This is a genomic window from Paraburkholderia sp. BL21I4N1 (assembly GCF_002973525.1).
GTDB lineage: Bacteria > Pseudomonadota > Gammaproteobacteria > Burkholderiales > Burkholderiaceae > Paraburkholderia.
In genome coordinates this window covers 115,909-132,579 of sequence record NZ_PVEN01000004.1, presented here as the reverse complement: position 1 = coordinate 132,579, position 16,671 = coordinate 115,909, and the positions used below count along the sequence as shown (strand labels likewise).

15 protein-coding genes are annotated in these 16,671 nt (G+C 61.3%); 13 read left to right on the top strand and 2 right to left on the bottom strand.

Going from position 1 to position 16,671, the window contains the following annotated elements:
• Positions 1-132: 132 nt before the first annotated feature.
• Together greA and B0G83_RS12995 are read left to right on the top strand one after the other, a co-directional pair.
• Positions 133-609: a transcription elongation factor GreA gene (gene greA / locus B0G83_RS13000; protein ID WP_105507830.1), complete on the top strand. Its 477-nt coding sequence runs from the start codon at positions 133-135 to the stop codon at positions 607-609.
• Positions 610-629: 20 nt separating this feature from the next.
• On the top strand, positions 630-1,145 hold the full coding sequence (locus tag B0G83_RS12995) for a DUF4149 domain-containing protein (protein WP_105507829.1): 516 nt from the start codon (positions 630-632) through the stop codon (positions 1,143-1,145).
• Between the two features lie 246 nt (positions 1,146-1,391).
• Here B0G83_RS12995 and B0G83_RS12990 read toward each other — a convergent pair whose 3' ends face one another.
• Positions 1,392-1,922, bottom strand: a complete 531-nt coding sequence (locus B0G83_RS12990) for a YhbY family RNA-binding protein (RefSeq protein ID WP_105507828.1) — start codon at positions 1,920-1,922, stop codon at positions 1,392-1,394.
• Between the two features lie 199 nt (positions 1,923-2,121).
• On the opposite strand from B0G83_RS12990, the gene B0G83_RS12985 reads away from it, so the two are divergent.
• The 11 genes from B0G83_RS12985 to phoR all read left to right on the top strand — a co-directional run bounded on the left by B0G83_RS12985 (position 2,122) and on the right by phoR (position 14,442).
• The gene (locus tag B0G83_RS12985; protein WP_105507827.1) at positions 2,122-2,784 is read left to right on the top strand and encodes an RlmE family RNA methyltransferase; all 663 of its coding nucleotides are present in this window, start codon (positions 2,122-2,124) and stop codon (positions 2,782-2,784) included.
• A gap of 188 nt (positions 2,785-2,972) precedes the next feature.
• Positions 2,973-4,862 carry an ATP-dependent zinc metalloprotease FtsH gene (ftsH, locus tag B0G83_RS12980; protein WP_105507826.1) on the top strand — a complete coding sequence of 630 codons (1,890 nt, stop codon included), beginning with the start codon at positions 2,973-2,975 and terminating at the stop codon, positions 4,860-4,862.
• Positions 4,863-5,043: 181 nt separating this feature from the next.
• Positions 5,044-5,859, top strand: coding sequence for a dihydropteroate synthase (gene folP, locus B0G83_RS12975; RefSeq protein ID WP_374954912.1), 816 nt, complete (start codon positions 5,044-5,046; stop codon positions 5,857-5,859).
• 24 nt (positions 5,860-5,883) lie between these two features.
• Positions 5,884-7,242, top strand: a complete 1,359-nt coding sequence (gene glmM, locus B0G83_RS12970; RefSeq protein ID WP_105507825.1) for a phosphoglucosamine mutase — start codon at positions 5,884-5,886, stop codon at positions 7,240-7,242.
• Positions 7,243-7,565: 323 nt separating this feature from the next.
• A complete protein-coding gene (gene pstS / locus B0G83_RS12960; RefSeq protein ID WP_105507824.1) occupies positions 7,566-8,597 on the top strand; it encodes a phosphate ABC transporter substrate-binding protein PstS in 1,032 nt (343 codons plus the stop codon).
• Between the two features lie 151 nt (positions 8,598-8,748).
• Positions 8,749-9,750: a phosphate ABC transporter permease PstC gene (pstC, locus tag B0G83_RS12955; protein WP_105508094.1), complete on the top strand. Its 1,002-nt coding sequence runs from the start codon at positions 8,749-8,751 to the stop codon at positions 9,748-9,750.
• Positions 9,747-10,643, top strand: a complete 897-nt coding sequence (gene pstA / locus B0G83_RS12950) for a phosphate ABC transporter permease PstA (protein ID WP_105507823.1) — start codon at positions 9,747-9,749, stop codon at positions 10,641-10,643. Before pstC ends, pstA begins: the two co-directional genes overlap by 4 nt.
• 17 nt (positions 10,644-10,660) lie before the next feature.
• The gene (gene pstB, locus B0G83_RS12945; RefSeq protein ID WP_105507822.1) at positions 10,661-11,509 is read left to right on the top strand and encodes a phosphate ABC transporter ATP-binding protein PstB; all 849 of its coding nucleotides are present in this window, start codon (positions 10,661-10,663) and stop codon (positions 11,507-11,509) included.
• A gap of 29 nt (positions 11,510-11,538) precedes the next feature.
• Positions 11,539-12,243 carry a phosphate signaling complex protein PhoU gene (gene phoU, locus B0G83_RS12940; RefSeq protein ID WP_105507821.1) on the top strand — a complete coding sequence of 235 codons (705 nt, stop codon included), beginning with the start codon at positions 11,539-11,541 and terminating at the stop codon, positions 12,241-12,243.
• A 26-nt stretch (positions 12,244-12,269) separates the two neighbouring features.
• Positions 12,270-12,971, top strand: a complete 702-nt coding sequence (gene phoB / locus B0G83_RS12935) for a phosphate regulon transcriptional regulator PhoB (protein ID WP_028199153.1) — start codon at positions 12,270-12,272, stop codon at positions 12,969-12,971.
• Between the two features lie 157 nt (positions 12,972-13,128).
• Complete coding sequence (phoR, locus tag B0G83_RS12930; protein ID WP_105507820.1) at positions 13,129-14,442, top strand: phosphate regulon sensor histidine kinase PhoR; 1,314 nt, start codon at positions 13,129-13,131, stop codon at positions 14,440-14,442.
• Positions 14,443-14,531: 89 nt separating this feature from the next.
• Here phoR and ppk1 read toward each other — a convergent pair whose 3' ends face one another.
• Positions 14,532-16,595: a polyphosphate kinase 1 gene (ppk1, locus tag B0G83_RS12925; protein ID WP_105507819.1), complete on the bottom strand. Its 2,064-nt coding sequence runs from the start codon at positions 16,593-16,595 to the stop codon at positions 14,532-14,534.
• Between the last annotated feature and the right edge of the window lie 76 nt (positions 16,596-16,671).

The window sequence follows — 16,671 nt, the reverse complement described above, 5'->3', positions numbered from 1 at the left end:
AGATGTAAGTGCCGCGGTTAAGCGGCGTTCCGCAGGTGCTGTGGTCCGGGTTTTGCCCCGGCCGCCGCGTCCCACGGAATGCACTTAACCGCGGTGATTTTTTTTACGGCTGTTTTTTGCATAGAGTTGTTTATGAGCACTGTTCCATTGACGAAGCGCGGCGCGGAAATGTTGCGCGATGAGTTGCAGCGCCTGAAATCGGTTGAGCGTCCGTCGGTGATCAATTCGATCGCCGAAGCGCGTGCCCAGGGCGATCTGTCGGAAAACGCGGAATACGACGCGGCGAAAGAAAAGCAGGGTTTTATCGAAGGCCGCATTGCCGAGATCGAATCGAAGCTCGCCGGTGCGCAGGTGATCGATCCGGCATTGGTCGAGGCGGACGGCCGCGTGGTGTTCGGCGCGACCGTCGAGCTCGAAGATCTGGATTCGGGCGCGTCGGTCAAGTATCAGATCGTCGGCGACGACGAAGCGGACATCGACCATGGCCTGATCTCGATCAGCTCGCCGATCGCGCGCGCGCTGATCGGTAAGTCCGAGGGCGACGTCGCCTCGGTGCAGGCGCCGAGCGGCGTGCGCGAATACGAAATCATCACGGTGAGCTACGTTTGAAAGCGGCGCCGGTGTCCTTGATGCCGCATCGTTTCTTCCGCCTATTAACGGTGGTCTGGGTCGGTAGTCTGTTGACTATCGGCTATGCGGTCGCGCCGGTGTTGTTCACGTCGCTCGACCGTATGACGGCCGGCGCGGTGGCGGCGCAACTGTTTCGCATCGAGGGTGTGCTGGGCGCCGTGTGCGGCATTTTGCTGCTGGGGCTCGCCAACGTGCTGGTTCGGCGTGGCGCCAATACTTATCGCCAGTTGCGCTGGTTGATTGTTGGCATGCTGCTGTGTGTGCTGGTGGGCTACTTCGCGTTGCAGCCGTTCATGAATGCAATACGCATCGCCGCGCTGCAGGCGGGCACGGATGTCGGTCATTCGGCTTACGCGACTCGCTTCGGCATTCTGCACGGCGTGTCGAGTCTGTTCTATCTGATCGAGAGCCTGCTGGGTGTTGCGCTGGTGTGGAAGCTGCCCGCAGGTACAGGCATTGTGACGGCGGAGCAGCAGGGTGCTGCTCGCGATACGGCGGGGAAGGTTGCCGGCTGAACACGGCTCTGCGGTGATACGCATGCCGGGTGCGTGCGTATCACTGAGCGTGTGACGTGGTGGGCCTGTGGTTAGTAGGCTTGGCTGATGTGTGCCGAACAAACCGCTATCTGTTCGAGGTAGTGCTACACGATCACGCTGTTCAATGCCCGACGGCTGCTGCTGCCGACACAAGCGCATGAAAGCGGAACCTGTGCCGATTGAAGTTAAGGTGCGGACCTCTCGCCCGCACCTCTCATCACCCGTTTATTTCGACGACTGATGCGCGCGCTTTGCGCTGGTTTGGCGCTTCTTGGCGCGTTTGATGTTGCCGCCTTGCGTGACGCGCTCATTGCCGCGCACCACGACGGCTTTGGCCTTCGGCTTGCGCATCGGGATTTCGCTGGGCTTCACCACGGTGACGACGCGCGGCGCGCGGCCTTTACCCGGCTTGGCTTCGACCGCGGCTTCGCGAGCGCTCGGCAGGGCGCCGCGCTTGGTCTTCGCTGCCGGCTTTTCGGCCGCTTCCGGCTTCCAGATCACGAGCAGCTTGCCGATATGCTGAATCGGTGCGGCATTCAGCTTGTCGCATATTTCTTCGTAGATCGCGATGCGTGCTTCGCGTTCGTCGCCGAACACGCGGATTTTGATCAACTGGTGCGCGCCCAGATGAACCTTGATTTCGGTCAGGACAGCGTCGGTCAAACCTTCGGCGCCGACGAGCACGACCGGTTTGAGCGCATGTGCCTGGGAGCGCAACTCGGCGCGTTGGTCGGTAGAGACTTTGAGGGCGGACATGGAAAGTGGGAGACTCGACTAAAATGGCGGCACCTGCGTTTCCGATCCAGTCGTTCGATTGGCTCGATCGGGACGGTTCGGCAGGGCGGCGTCAGGACATCAGAATCGCGGATGGCAGCCAGTTTTGGCGGCGTCCGCGCGAATTAACCGCGTATTATCCGCTAAAGCGCGACATGACGCAGCAAGAGTTCAACGTTTAATGGCAAAAAACAAGTTCAATACCGCGTGGCTGCACGACCACATCAACGATCCGTACGTGAAAATGGCGCAGCGGGAGGGCTATCGCGCCCGCGCGGCCTACAAGCTCAAGGAAATCGACGAACAGGACAAGCTGATCCGTCCGGGGCAGGTCATTGTCGATCTGGGCTCGGTGCCGGGTAGCTGGAGTCAGTACGCGCGCAACAAACTGGCGAAGGGGGCGCAGCGCGACGCCGAACGCCAGGGCGGCATCGACGGCACGATCATCGCGCTGGACATGCTACCCATGGAGCCGATCTCCGACGTCCACTTCATTCAAGGCGACTTCCGTGAAGACTCGGTGGTGCTCCAACTGGAAGAATTGGTTGGCGAACGTCAGGTCGACCTTGTAATTTCGGATATGGCGCCCAACCTGTCGGGAGTGGCGGTGGCGGATGCCGCGCGAATCGAGCATCTGTGCGATCTCGCGATGGAATTTTCGCAAAATCACCTGAAGCCGGATGGCGCCCTTTTAGTCAAATGTTTTCACGGCAGCGGTTATAGCCAGATTGTCGAAAAGTTCAAGCGCCAGTTCAAGGTGGTGGCGGCCCGCAAGCCGAAAGCGTCGCGGGACAAGTCGTCAGAAACGTTTATTTTGGGTAAGCATCTCAAGCGGCCCGCATAGGGGCGCTGCAAGACGGATCCGCATCTGCCGATAATGGCTCGTGGCGTCGGAAAGCGACGCTGTAAATGCCCGCTACGCTATTTCTGTGGTAGCGAAACCTTATGGCAGGGGGCTGCGGACTGGATTAGAATGCTTTCGTGGTGCCGCAAGGCAAATGTAGGCGCCCGTCTAAGTGAAGGAGTGGTGCTTTGAACAACAATATGTTTTCGAAGGCAGCAGTGTGGCTGGTTATCGCACTGGTGCTGTTTACGGTGTTCAAGCAGTTCGACAAGCCCCGTGTCCAGGAAGGCGTTTCCTATTCGCAGTTCATGGACGACGCGAAGGCCGGCAAAGTCAAGAACGTCATTGTCCAGGGGCGTAACCTCACGGTCACTCCAGCAGACGGCCAGAAATACCAGATCGTGTCGCCTGGCGACATCTGGATGGTCGGCGATCTGATGAAGTACGGCGTTCAGGTGAGCGGCAAGGCTGACGACGAACCGAACGCGCTGGTGTCGGCGCTGTACTACCTCGGACCGACGATCCTGATTATCGGTTTCTGGTTCTACATGATGAGGCAGATGCAGGGAGGCGGGAAAGGCGGTGCGTTCTCGTTCGGTAAATCCCGTGCGCGTCTGATCGACGAAAACAACAACGCAATCAATTTCACCGACGTCGCGGGTTGCGACGAAGCGAAAGAAGAAGTCTCCGAACTGGTCGACTTCCTGCGCGATCCGCAAAAGTTCCAGAAGCTGGGTGGCCGGATTCCGCGCGGCGTGCTGCTGGTCGGCCCGCCGGGAACCGGTAAGACGCTGCTGGCGCGCGCTATTGCCGGTGAGGCGAAAGTGCCGTTCTTTAGCATCTCGGGTTCGGACTTCGTGGAAATGTTCGTCGGTGTCGGCGCGGCGCGTGTGCGCGACATGTTCGAGCAAGCCAAGAAGCACGCACCGTGCATCGTGTTCATCGACGAAATCGACGCGGTCGGCCGTCATCGTGGCGCCGGCATGGGCGGCGGTAACGACGAACGCGAACAGACTTTGAACCAGATGCTGGTCGAGATGGACGGCTTCGAAGCGAACTCCGGTGTGATCGTGATCGCTGCAACGAACCGTTCGGACGTGCTCGATAAGGCGCTGCTGCGGCCGGGTCGTTTCGACCGTCAGGTTTATGTGGGGCTGCCGGACATTCGCGGTCGTGAGCACATCATGAAGGTTCACCTGCGTAAGGTGCCGATTTCGAACGACGTCGACGCTGCGGTCATCGCCCGCGGCACGCCGGGCTTCTCGGGCGCGGACCTCGCGAACCTCGTGAACGAAGCGGCATTGTTCGCGGCGCGTCGCGGCAAGCGTATTGTCGAGATGAACGACTTCGAAGACGCGAAAGACAAGATTTTCATGGGTCCGGAACGCAAGTCGGCCGTGATCCGCGAAGAATCGAAGCGCGCCACGGCGTACCACGAGTCGGGTCATGCTGTTATCGCCAAGCTGTTGCCGAAGGCTGATCCCGTGCACAAGGTCACGATCATTCCGCGCGGCCGTGCACTTGGCGTGACGTGGCAGTTGCCGGAGCACGACAACGAAACGTACTCGAAAGACTACCTGTTGGATCGTCTGGCGATCCTGTTCGGCGGTCGCGTAGCGGAAGAGTTGTTCCTGAACCTGATCAGCACCGGCGCATCGGACGACTTCAACAAGGCCACGCAAACCGCGCGCGCCATGGTCGCTCGCTTCGGTATGACGGACGCGCTCGGGCCGATGGTCTACGTCGACGACGAAAACGACGCAACGCCGTTTGGCCGCGGGTTCACGCGCACCATTTCGGAAGCGACGCAGCAAAAGGTCGACGCGGAAATCCGTCGCGTGCTGGACGAGCAGTACAACCTCGCCAAGCGCCTGCTGGACGAAAACCGCGACAAGGTCGAAGCCATGACCGCCGCATTGATGGAGTGGGAAACGATCGACGCCGATCAGATCAACGACATCATGGCAGGCCGTCCGCCGCGCTCGCCGAAGAGCTCGCCGCCGTCCGCAACCGACGCCTCGTCGGGCGGCAGCCCGGGCACCGAGGTGAAGCCGGGTAGCGCGACCGCGCCGGCTTGATGAGCCAATAGTAGAAAGTGCGGGCCGGTGTGTTTTCACACCGGCCCGTTTTGCATTTATCTTGTTCTATTTAATGCATCGCTACGTGTCGAAAGTCGATTTTTCTCCCGCTCCGTTGCCGCTGTTGCCCGAGCCGCTGCAATGCGGACGCTTCAAGCTGACCTTTGAGCGCCCATTGGTCATGGGCATCCTGAACATTACGCCGGACTCGTTTTCCGACGGTGGTCAATTTGCCGTACGCGGCGATGCCCTGCGCCAGGCGGAGCGTATGCTGCTCGACGGTGCGGACATCATCGACATTGGCGGCGAGTCCACTCGGCCCGGTGCGCCACCGGTGCCGCTCGACGAAGAGCTGGAGCGGGTGATTCCACTCGTCGAGCAGCTTCGCGCGGCGAACGTGCCGTTGTCGATCGATACCTACAAGCCTGAAGTGATGCGCCATGCGTTGAACGCCGGCGCCGATCTGATCAACGACATCTGGGGCTTTCGCATGCCCGGTGCCATCGACGCGGTACGCGACAGCGATTGTGGTCTATGTGTAATGCATATGCTCGGCGAGCCGCAAACCATGCAACTCGGCGAGCCTGTCTATGATGACGTCGTCGGCGAAGTCCGCCAGTTTCTCGAGGAGCGTGTGGCCGCGTTGACGCAAGAAGGCGTCGCGCGCGCCCGTATCAGCGTGGATCCGGGCTTTGGCTTCGGCAAAGCGGTCATTGAACACAATTACACTTTGCTCGCGCATCTGCGAGACACGGCGCCGCGGGCCGATGCGCCGTATCCGATTCTCGCGGGCATGTCGCGCAAGTCGATGGTCGGCGCGGTGGTCGGGCGTCCGGCGCCGGAGCGCGTCGCCGGCAGCATCGCCGCGGCGGTTTGCGCCGCCGAGCGGGGGGCGGCGATTCTGCGCGTGCATGACGTCGCGCAAACAGTGGATGCATTGAAAGTGTGGGCAGCCATGCGCGATGCGGCGATGAGCCGCCCGCAGGCTAGAACTTGAAAAAGCCGAGGAGGAAGATAAAACATGGCACGTCGTTATTTCGGAACGGACGGGATTCGAGGCAAGGTCGGCGAAGGCCCGATTACGCCTGAGTTTGTATTGCGGCTCGGCTACGCGGCCGGCAAGGTGCTCGCGGGCGCGGACCGTTGGGCCAAAACCGGTGCCCGGCCAACCGTGCTGATCGGCAAAGACACGCGGGTGTCGGGTTATATGCTCGAGGCCGCACTGGAAGCGGGTTTCTCGGCGGCAGGCGTCGACGTGATGCTGGCCGGCCCGATGCCGACTCCCGGCGTCGCCTATCTGACGCGCGCGTTGCGGCTCGCCGCCGGCGTGGTGATCAGCGCGTCGCACAATCCGTACTATGACAACGGCATCAAATTCTTCTCCGCCGACGGCAACAAGCTGCCCGACGAAGTGGAATTGCAAATCGAAGAGCAACTCGATTTGCCACTCTCCTGCGCGGCCTCCGAGCAGCTCGGCAAGGCGCGGCGTCTCGACGACGCCGCCGGCCGCTACATCGAATTCTGCAAAAGCACGTTCCCGGCCGCGTTCGATCTGCGCGGGCTGAAGCTGGTGGTGGATTGTGCACATGGCGCCGCCTACGACATCGCGCCGCACGTGTTCCACGAACTCGGCGCGGACGTGATCCCGATCGGCGTCGCGCCGAACGGTTTCAACATCAACGACGGCGTCGGCGCAACCGCGCCGGACGCGCTGGTGCGCGCGGTGCGCGCGAATCACGCCGACCTTGGCATCGCGCTCGACGGCGACGCTGACCGCCTGCAGATCGTCGACGCGGCCGGCCGGCTGTATAACGGCGACGAATTGCTGTACGTGCTCGTCAAGGACCGCGTTGCGACCGACGGCAAGGTGGAAGGCGCGGTCGGCACGTTGATGACGAACATGGCGGTCGAAGTCGCGCTGCAACGAGACGGCGTGAAGTTCGTCCGTGCGGCGGTGGGCGACCGCTACGTGCTCGAACAATTGCGCGAACACGGCTGGCAACTCGGGGCCGAGGGCTCCGGCCATATTCTCTCCCTTGACCGCCATTCGACCGGCGACGGCATCGTCTCCGCGCTGCTCGTGCTGGCCGCCATGAAGCGTAGCGAGCAGACGCTCGCCGATCTGCTCGACGGCGTCACGCTGTTCCCGCAAAAGCTGATCAACGTGCGGATGAAGCCCGACGCAGACTGGAAGGGCAGCGACTCGATCCGTCGCGCGATCGGCCATGCCGAGGAGGCGCTGAACGGGCGCGGCCGCGTGCTGATTCGCGCGTCCGGCACGGAACCGGTGCTGCGCGTGATGGTGGAAGCCGAACACGCCGACGACGCAATCCGTCACGCGGAAGCGATTGCCGGCGCGGTCAAGCAGGCAACGGCCTAAACTCGGCTTGCGTCAAGCAGCGGCGGGGCGATCGCAAGGTCGCTCCGCCGCTGACCGTTTACGACTTCGGCAAAGCAGCAAGACCCGGCGTCAGACCCATCCGCACGATACGCAAACGTTCGCGCCCCATCTTTTTCGCCTAATCTTCAGAAGCGCGTCGGCAATTCCGTCAAATCGGCACTTCCTCCGTCAAAACGCCTTTCACGCTCGTAATCCTACTGTCACATCTGTTTCACGGTAAGTCACGTTACTGTCACAAAGAGACCCTAAGCTTCGCGGTGTTCGTGTTATTCGCTCACACCGCTCACACCTTGGAGAGTCTCATGAAATTGATGCACACCGTGTTCGCTGGCGTCGCTGGCGCGCTTTTCGCGATCGCAGCGCAAGCCGCAGACATCACCGGCGCGGGCAGCACCTTCGCAGCACCGATTTATACGAAGTGGGCTGACGCCTATCAAAAGACCGGCGGCGGCAAGGTCAACTACCAGGGTATCGGTTCGTCGGGTGGTATCAAGCAGATCGAAGCGAAGACTGTCGATTTCGCCGGTTCGGACGCTCCCCTGAAGGACGACGAACTCGCGAAGGCAGGTCTGTTCCAGTTCCCGACGGTGGTTGGCGGCGTGGTGCCGGTGGTCAACGTGCCGGGCGTGAAGGCTGGCGATCTGACGTTGTCGGGCGAAGTGCTCGGCGACATCTACCTGGGCAAGATCAAGAAGTGGAATGACCCGGCGATCGCCGCGTTGAACCCGAAGGTCAAGCTGCCGGATACCGATATCGCCGTGGTTCGCCGCGCCGACGGTTCGGGCACCAGCTTCATCTGGACGAACTACCTGTCGAAGGTCAACGCAGACTGGAAGGCTAAGGTCGGTGAAGGCGCAACGGTCAGCTGGCCGACGGGTACGGGCGGCAAGGGCAACGACGGCGTCGCCGCCTTCGTGCAACGTCTGCCGGGCGCAATCGGCTATGTGGAATGGGCGTACGCCAAGCAGAACCACATGACGTACACCGCGTTGAAGAACTCGTCGGGCGCCGTGGTCGAGCCGAAGACGGAAACGTTCAAGGCAGCGGCAGCGGGCGCGGACTGGTCGAAGTCGTTCTATCAGATCCTGACGAACGAGCCGGGCAAGGACGCATGGCCGGTCGTCGGCGCAACGTTCGTGCTGCTGCACACGGCGCAGGAAAAGCCGGCGCAAGGCACGGAAACGCTGAAGTTCTTCGACTGGGCGTTCAAGAACGGCACCCAGGCTGCAAACGATCTGGACTACATCTCGCTGCCGGATTCGGTGACGGCTGAAATCCGTTCGCAGTGGAAGTCGAAAGTGAAAGACGCTTCGGGCAAGGCAATCGCCGAGTAAGCGACAGTAAGCCAAGCGAGAGGCACTAGCTTCTCGCCACACATTGGCCGTCCCCGGTTGAGGACGGCCAATGGCATTGACCCCGCATAACGGCATTACCGCCGCACGACAAGTGTCGAACGGCAACTGGAAACAGGTCCATCAGGCTCTCATGTCCGATATCCAATTAGCGTCTGGCGCCTCGCGCTCGACCCCGCCCGGCAGCGCCTCGCAGCAGAAAGCGCCCAGCCGTGCCGGCGACGTGATCTTCGGCGGCCTCGCGCGCCTCGCCGCCATCATCACGCTGTTGCTGCTCGGCGGCATCATCGTTTCGCTGATCGTCGCGTCCATGCCGTCGATCAAACAATTCGGTCTCAGCTTCCTGTGGACCGCGGACTGGGATCCACCCAGCAAGCAGTTCGGCGCACTGGTGCCGATCTACGGCACGATCGCCACGTCCCTCATTGCTCTCATCATCGCGGTGCCCGTCAGCTTCGGCATCGCGCTCTTTCTGACCGAACTCGCACCGGCCTGGCTGCGGCGTCCGCTCGGTATCGCGATCGAACTGCTCGCCGCGATTCCGTCGATCGTGTACGGCATGTGGGGTCTGCTGGTGTTCGCGCCGATCTTCGCGGAGTGGTTCGAAAAGCCGCTCGGCGCTGTGCTCGGCGGCATTCCGTTCGTGGGCGCGTTGTTTCAGGGCGCCCCGATCGGCATCGGCATTCTGTGCGCGGGCGTGATTCTCGCCATCATGATCATTCCGTACATCGCGTCGGTCATGCGCGACGTGTTCGAAGTCACGCCGGTGTTGCTGAAGGAATCGGCGTACGGCATCGGCTGCACGACGTGGGAAGTGATGTGGAAGATCGTGCTGCCCTTCACCAAGAGCGGCGTGATCGGCGGCGTGATGCTCGGCCTCGGCCGCGCGCTCGGCGAGACGATGGCGGTCACGTTCGTGATCGGCAACACCAATCTGCTCGATAACGTCTCGCTGTTTTCGCCGGGCAACAGCATCACGTCGGCGCTCGCCAACGAATTCGCCGAAGCGGATCCGGGCCTGCATACGTCGGCGCTGATGGAACTCGGCCTGATTCTGTTCGTGATCACTTTCATCGTGCTGGCCATCTCCAAGTTCATGCTGCTTCGCCTCGAAAAAGGGGAGGGCGCGAAATGAGCCAGCCCACTCTGAATATGCCGGGTTCGCACGACGCCGTCGCGCTCGAAGCCATGCGCGTGCGTCTGCAAGGACGCCGCCGCTTCAAGAACGCCGTTGCGCTGACCATGTCGCTCGCCGCGATGGGTTTCGGCCTGCTGTGGCTCGTGTGGATTCTCTATACGACGCTGCGTCTGGGGATCGGCGGTTTGTCGGTGGAGCTGTTCACGCAATCGACGCCGCCGCCGAACACCGATGGCGGTGGTCTCGCCAATGCGATCGTCGGCAGCTTGATGCTGGTTGGACTGGCAACTTTCGTCGGCACACCGATCGGGATTCTGGCCGGCGTCTATCTCGCCGAATATGGTCAGAAGGGCTGGCTCGCGAGCATCACGCGTTTCATCAACGACATTCTGCTGTCGGCGCCGTCGATCGTGGTCGGCCTGTTCGTCTACGCGTTGGTCGTCGCGAAGATGGGTCACTTCAGCGGCTGGGCCGGCGTATTCGCGCTCGCGTTGCTGCAGATTCCGATCGTGATCCGCACCACCGAAAACATGCTGAAGCTGGTGCCGAATGCGCTGCGTGAAGCGGCCTTCGCGCTCGGCACGCCGAAGTGGAAGATGGTGCTGTCGATCACGCTGAAGGCATCGATTGCAGGTATTGTCACCGGTGTGCTGCTCGGCGTCGCACGGATCGCCGGCGAAACCGCGCCGCTGCTGTTCACGGCGCTGTCCAACCAGTTCTTCTCATGGGACATGGGCCAACCGGTCGCGAACCTGCCGGTCACGATCTACAAGTTTGCGATGAGCCCGTTCGCGCAGTGGCAATCACTCGCGTGGGCCGGCGTCTTCCTGATCACGCTCGCGGTGCTGGGATTGAATGTCCTCGCGCGCACGATCTTCACGAATAAGTAAGGGCGGAGTGTAATCCGATGAATATGGCAGAAACTCAACTCAATCCGACCGTGCGTCCGACTGCGCCCGCCGGCTTCGATCCCGCTCAAAGCGGCCAGAATCAGGCGTCGAACCGTCCGAAGATCGAGATCAACGATCTGAACTTCTTCTACGGCAAGTATCACGCGCTGAAGAACATCAACCTGGCGATTCCCGAAGGCAAGGTGACCGCGTTCATCGGCCCGTCGGGTTGCGGCAAGTCGACCTTGCTGCGCACGCTGAACAAGATGTATGCGCTGTATCCGGAACAACGCGCCGAAGGCGAGATCCTGATGGACGGCGAAAACCTGCTGACCTCCAAGCGCGACATTTCGCTGCTGCGCGCGCGGATCGGCATGGTGTTCCAGAAGCCGACGCCATTTCCAATGTCGATCTACGACAACATCGCGTTCGGTGTGAAGATGTTCGAAACGCTGCCGCGCTCGGAAATGGACGACCGCGTCGAGTGGGCGCTGACCAAGGCGGCGTTGTGGAACGAAGTGAAGGACAAGCTCGGCCAGAGCGGCTACGGTCTGTCCGGCGGTCAACAGCAGCGTCTGTGTATCGCGCGCGGCATCGCGATTCGCCCTGAAGTGCTGTTGCTCGACGAACCGTGCTCCGCGCTCGACCCGATCTCGACCGGTCGTATCGAAGAGCTGATCGCCGAACTGAAGAGCGATTACACGGTGGTGATCGTCACGCATAACATGCAACAGGCGGCACGCTGTTCGGACTACACTGCCTACATGTACCTCGGTGAACTGATCGAATTCGGCGACACCGAAAAGATCTTCATCAAGCCGGTCCGCAAGGAAACCGAGGACTACATCACTGGCCGCTTCGGCTAAGCCGCCAAGCCAAAACAACGGAGTACGACATGTCCGACAAACACCTGTCCAGCCAGTTCGACGCCGATCTGAATCTGGTTTCCTCGAAGGTGCTCGAAATGGGCGGCCTCGTCGAATCGCAGATCGTCCATGCCATGCAGGCACTCAACGAATTCGACCTCGATATCGCCGAGCAGGTGATCGCCGCCGAAGCTCGCCTGAACCAGATGGAAGTCGATATCGACGAAGAGTGCAGCAACATCATCGCGCGCCGTCAGCCGGCCGCGCGTGATCTGCGTTTGCTGATCGCGATCTCGAAGACCATCACGAACCTCGAGCGCGCCGGCGACGAAGCCGAAAAAATCGCCAAGCGCACCAAGCGTCTGATGGAAGACGGCGCGTCGCGCACCATCAATATCGCCGAGATCAAGCTGTCGGGCGAAATGGCGGTGTCGATCCTGCGCCGCGCACTGGACGCGTTCGCGCGTCTGGACACGGTTGCCGCCGCACAGATCGTGCGCGACGACAAAGCGATCGACGAGGAATTCCGCGCTTTCGTGCGCAAGCTGATCTCGTATATGACGGAAGATCCGCGTTCCATTTCCGTGGGCCTCGATTTCCTGTTCATCGCCAAGGCGATCGAACGGATCGGCGACCACGCGAAGAACATCGCGGAATTCATCATTTACATCGTCAAGGGCACCGACGTGCGGCACAAGTCGCGCGACGCGCTCGAACGCGAAGCACTCAGCTAATCCAGAGATAAGGACCAGAGGTGCCGATGCCCAGCAGCATTCTCGTCATTGAAGATGAGCCCGCCATTTCCGAATTGATTTCGGTCAATCTTCAACACGCCGGACACTGCCCGATTCGCGCGTACAACGCGGAGCAGGCGCAGAACCTGATCAGCGACGTGTTGCCCGATCTGGTCCTGCTCGACTGGATGTTGCCGGGTAAATCCGGCATCGCGTTCGCGCGCGACCTGCGCAACAACGAACGCACCAAGCATATTCCGATCATCATGCTGACCGCGCGTGGCGATGAGCAGGACAAAGTGCTGGGCCTCGAAATCGGCGCGGACGATTACGTCACCAAGCCGTTTTCGCCAAAGGAACTGATGGCGCGGATCAAGGCGGTGTTGCGCCGCCGCGCGCCGCAGCTCACCGAAGATCTGGTGGCGATCAACGGCCTGAAGCTCGATCCGGCGACGCACCGGGTGGCCGCGCACGCCGAAGGCAGTGAGATCAAGCTCGATCTCGGCCCGACGGAATTCCGCCTGCTGCACTTCTTCATGACGCACCCGGAGCGCGTGCATAGCCGCACGCAGCTGCTCGATCAGGTTTGGGGTGACCACGTGTTCGTCGAGGAACGCACGGTCGACGTGCATATCAAGCGCCTGCGCGCGGCACTGAAACCGGCGGGTTGCGATGCTATGATTGAGACGGTTCGCGGCAGCGGCTACCGGCTTGCGAAGAGCGCCTGATGCTCCGGCGGTGGTGAGGTTGGAACGCGTAGTCCGTTAGCGTTCTGGCGCGCCACCGGCATCAGCAACGTCGGATATTTCATCTTCTTCACGCTAGTCGCCGCGTTATTCATTCTCCCATTCCGGCGCGTACGCTTTTCTCTTCGATCGCTAGAACATGAACATCATCTGGGCGCGCTCCATCGTGTCGATCGTGCTGCTGGCTGTTCTGTGCGCGGCGGTCGGCGCACTCGTGAACGTCAAGTCAGCGCTCGTCCTCGCGATCGTCATGCTGCTCGCGCAGAGCTTCTTCAGCACGTTTCACAAGCAGCGCCTGTGGCGCCTGCTCGACGCGCCGGTGTACGGCGAAGTGCCGAGCGCCCCCGGCATCTGGGGCGAAATCTACTACCGTCTGCATAAGCTCGCGAAGCGCTGGCATGCGCAGGTGCGTCAGGTCGAGCAGCAGCATTCACGGTTCATTCAGGCCATTCAGGCATCGCCGAACGGCGTTGCCATGCTCGACGATCACGATCAGATCGAGTGGTGCAATGCGATCTCCGAACTTCATTTCGGTCTCGACGCGAAGCGCGATCTGCGCCAGCACATCACGCATCTGGTGCGTCAGCCCGACTTTGTCCGCTACCTGAATTCGCAGCGCTACGAGCAGATGCTGATCATGCGCGGCATGGGTGAGAAGCGGCAGAACGTGCTGTCGGTGCAGGTGTTTCCGTACGGCGAGAACCGCAAGCTGGTGCTGTCGCAAGACATTACCGAGCTGGAGCGGACCGACGCGATGCGGCGCGACTTCGTCGCCAATGTCTCGCATGAACTGAAGACGCCGCTCACGGTGCTTTCCGGTTTCCTCGAGACCATGCGTGAATTGCCGTTGAGCGAAGCCGAGCGTGGCCGTTATCTCGAACTGATGGAACAGCAGGCGTCGCGCATGCGGCATATCGTCAACGACCTGCTGGTGCTCGCCAAACTCGAAGGCGACAACAAGCCGCCGAGCGATCAGATGATCGACATGCGCGCGGTGATTCGCCACTTGCGGGACGACGCCGAAAATCTGTCGAGCGACCATCACAAGATCAGTTTCGACGCCGACGAGGGGCTGACCGTCACCGGCGTCGAGACGGAAATTCTCAGCGCGCTGGGCAATCTCGTTACGAACGCGATTCGTTATACGCCGGACGGCGGCGCGATCAAGGTGAACTGGCATGCCGCGGGCGGTTGCGCGGTGTTCTCGGTCACGGACAGCGGGCTGGGCATTCCGGCGGCCGACATTCCGCGGTTGACCGAGCGCTTTTATCGTGTGGATCGCAGCCGCTCGCGCGACACGGGTGGGACGGGTCTCGGTCTCGCGATCGTCAAGCATGTGTTGCAGCGGCACGATGCGCAACTGGACGTGAAGAGCGAGGAAGGGCGTGGCAGCACGTTCACTGTGCGCTTTCCGGTGTATCGCACGGCGCGTCGGCATCCGGCACCGGCTTGAGGGTGTAGCCGCGGCGTGTTTCGCGTCGGCCCGAAAAAAAACCGCCTGAGTGAATTCAGGCGGTTTTTTTATTTCCGGAGAAGCAGGTATCAAGAACAGAACTTGCCGAGCAGACTCATCTGCGCGTTGCGCGACGATTTGCCCGGACGCCGGCGACGATAGTGACCGTCGCTCTGCATCAACCACGCGGACTGGTTGTCGCCGAGGAACGCCGACAGACCTTCGGCGATCACACGCCGCTTCAGCCGACGATTGTTGATCGGGAACGCCACTTCCACGCGCCGGAAGAAGTTGCGGTCCATCCAGTCGGCGCTCGACAGATAAACCTGCTCCTTGCCGCCGTCGTAGAAATAGAAAATGCGGTGATGTTCGAGAAAGCGCCCGACGATCGAGCGCACCGTGATGTTCTCCGACAGACCCGCCACGCCCGGCTGCAACGAACACACGCCACGCACGATCAGATCGATCTTCACGCCGGCCTGCGACGCTTCGTATAGCTCGGCGATCACGGTCGGTTCGAGCAGCGCGTTCATCTTCGCGACGATGCGCGCTTTCTTGCCGGCCCGCGCATGCTCGGCTTCGGCGCGAATCGCTTCGACCAGTTTCGGATGCAGCGTGAACGGCGATTGCCACAACTCGTGCAGCTTCAACTCGCCGCCAATGCCGGTCAATTGCTGGAACACGTGATGCACGTCTTCGCAGATTTTCTGGTCGGCGGTCATCAGGCCGAAGTCGGTGTACAGACGCGCCGTGCGCGGATGATAGTTGCCCGTGCCCAGGTGCACGTAACGCTTCAGCGTGGTCTTGCCGCCCGACGACGCGCGCCGCACGATCAGCATCATCTTCGCGTGGCACTTGTGGCCCACCACGCCGTAGACGACGTGCGCGCCCACCGCTTCGAGCTGCGACGCCCAGTTGATGTTGGTTTCCTCGTCGAAGCGCGCGAGCAATTCGACCACCACCGTGACTTCCTTGCCGTTGCGCGCGGCTTGCATCAGCGCGTCCATTAGCGGCGAGTCGGTGCCGGTGCGGTAAATGGTCTGCTTGATCGCCATCACGTTCGGATCTTTGGCGGCCTGCAACAGCAGTTCCAGCACCGGCTGAAAGCTCTCGTACGGATGATGCAGCAGCACGTCGCCCTGATCGATCACGTCGAACAGGCTGGCGCTGTTGGCGACCTGCGCTGGAATCGCCGGAATATGCGGGACGAATTTCAGATCGGGCCGGTCCACCATCTCCGGCAATTGCATCAGTCGTACCAGATTGACGGGGCCGTCGGCGTAGTAGCAGTCTTTATCGGACAGATCGCTTTCGTCGAGCAGACGCCGCACCACATGCGACGGCGTTTCCGCCGACACTTCGAGCCGTACCGCATTACCCAGATGGCGCGCCGGCAATTCGCCCTGCAACGCGACGCGCAGATTGGTGATTTCGTCTTCGTCGACGAACAGTTCGCTATTGCGCGTGATGCGAAACTGATTGCAGCTGCGCACCACCAGATTCGGAAACAGCTCGCCGACAAAACGTTGCAGCAGCGAGCTCAGCAGCACGAAGCCGTGCGGATAGCCCGACAGATTCTGCGGCATGCGCACGAGCCGCGGCAGCGCGCGCGGTGCTTGCACGATGCCCATCATTGCCTGACGACCGAACGCGTCCTTGCCTTCGAGTTCGACGACGAAGTTCAGGCTCTTGTTGAGCACGCGCGGAAACGGATGAGCCGGATCGAGACCGATCGGCGTGAGCACCGGCAGCAATTCGTCGAAGAAGTAGTTGCGCGCCCATTCGGTCTGCGCTTCGTTCCACGCTTCGGTGCCGTGAAAATAGATGCCCTCCTGTTCGAGCGCGGTCAGCACCGTGTCGTGCAGCATCGTGTACTGACGATGCACGAGCTTCTGTGCGCGCTCGACCACGAGGTCGTACACGTGTTGCAGCGACATGCCGTCCGGCGACAGTGCGCCGGGATTGTCGCGCATCTGTTCCTGCAGTCCGGCCATGCGGACTTCGAAAAATTCGTCGAGATTGCTACTGGTGATGCAGATGAAGCGCAGGCGTTCGAGCAAAGGGACGGCAGGGTCGGCGGCTTGTGCCAACACACGCTCGTTGAAACCCAGAATGCCCAGCTCGCGATTCAAGAGGGGGTAGCGGATGGACATCGGCAGCGAGAATGGAATGTCAGGAAGAGAGGCGGAAAGACGCTCGGAAATTCTCACAGTATGATGACGTTGTTAT

Coding starts and splice junctions, on each gene's coding strand:
- greA (WP_105507830.1), top strand. CDS start 133: ATGAGCACTGTTCCATTGACGAAGCGCGGCGCGGAAATGTTGCGCGAT.
- B0G83_RS12995 (WP_105507829.1), top strand. CDS start 630: ATGCCGCATCGTTTCTTCCGCCTATTAACGGTGGTCTGGGTCGGTAGT.
- B0G83_RS12990 (WP_105507828.1), bottom strand. CDS start 1,922: ATGTCCGCCCTCAAAGTCTCTACCGACCAACGCGCCGAGTTGCGCTCC.
- B0G83_RS12985 (WP_105507827.1), top strand. CDS start 2,122: ATGGCAAAAAACAAGTTCAATACCGCGTGGCTGCACGACCACATCAAC.
- folP (WP_374954912.1), top strand. CDS start 5,044: ATGGGCATCCTGAACATTACGCCGGACTCGTTTTCCGACGGTGGTCAA.
- glmM (WP_105507825.1), top strand. CDS start 5,884: ATGGCACGTCGTTATTTCGGAACGGACGGGATTCGAGGCAAGGTCGGC.
- pstS (WP_105507824.1), top strand. CDS start 7,566: ATGAAATTGATGCACACCGTGTTCGCTGGCGTCGCTGGCGCGCTTTTC.
- pstC (WP_105508094.1), top strand. CDS start 8,749: ATGTCCGATATCCAATTAGCGTCTGGCGCCTCGCGCTCGACCCCGCCC.
- pstA (WP_105507823.1), top strand. CDS start 9,747: ATGAGCCAGCCCACTCTGAATATGCCGGGTTCGCACGACGCCGTCGCG.
- pstB (WP_105507822.1), top strand. CDS start 10,661: ATGAATATGGCAGAAACTCAACTCAATCCGACCGTGCGTCCGACTGCG.
- phoU (WP_105507821.1), top strand. CDS start 11,539: ATGTCCGACAAACACCTGTCCAGCCAGTTCGACGCCGATCTGAATCTG.
- phoB (WP_028199153.1), top strand. CDS start 12,270: ATGCCCAGCAGCATTCTCGTCATTGAAGATGAGCCCGCCATTTCCGAA.
- phoR (WP_105507820.1), top strand. CDS start 13,129: ATGAACATCATCTGGGCGCGCTCCATCGTGTCGATCGTGCTGCTGGCT.
- ppk1 (WP_105507819.1), bottom strand. CDS start 16,595: ATGTCCATCCGCTACCCCCTCTTGAATCGCGAGCTGGGCATTCTGGGT.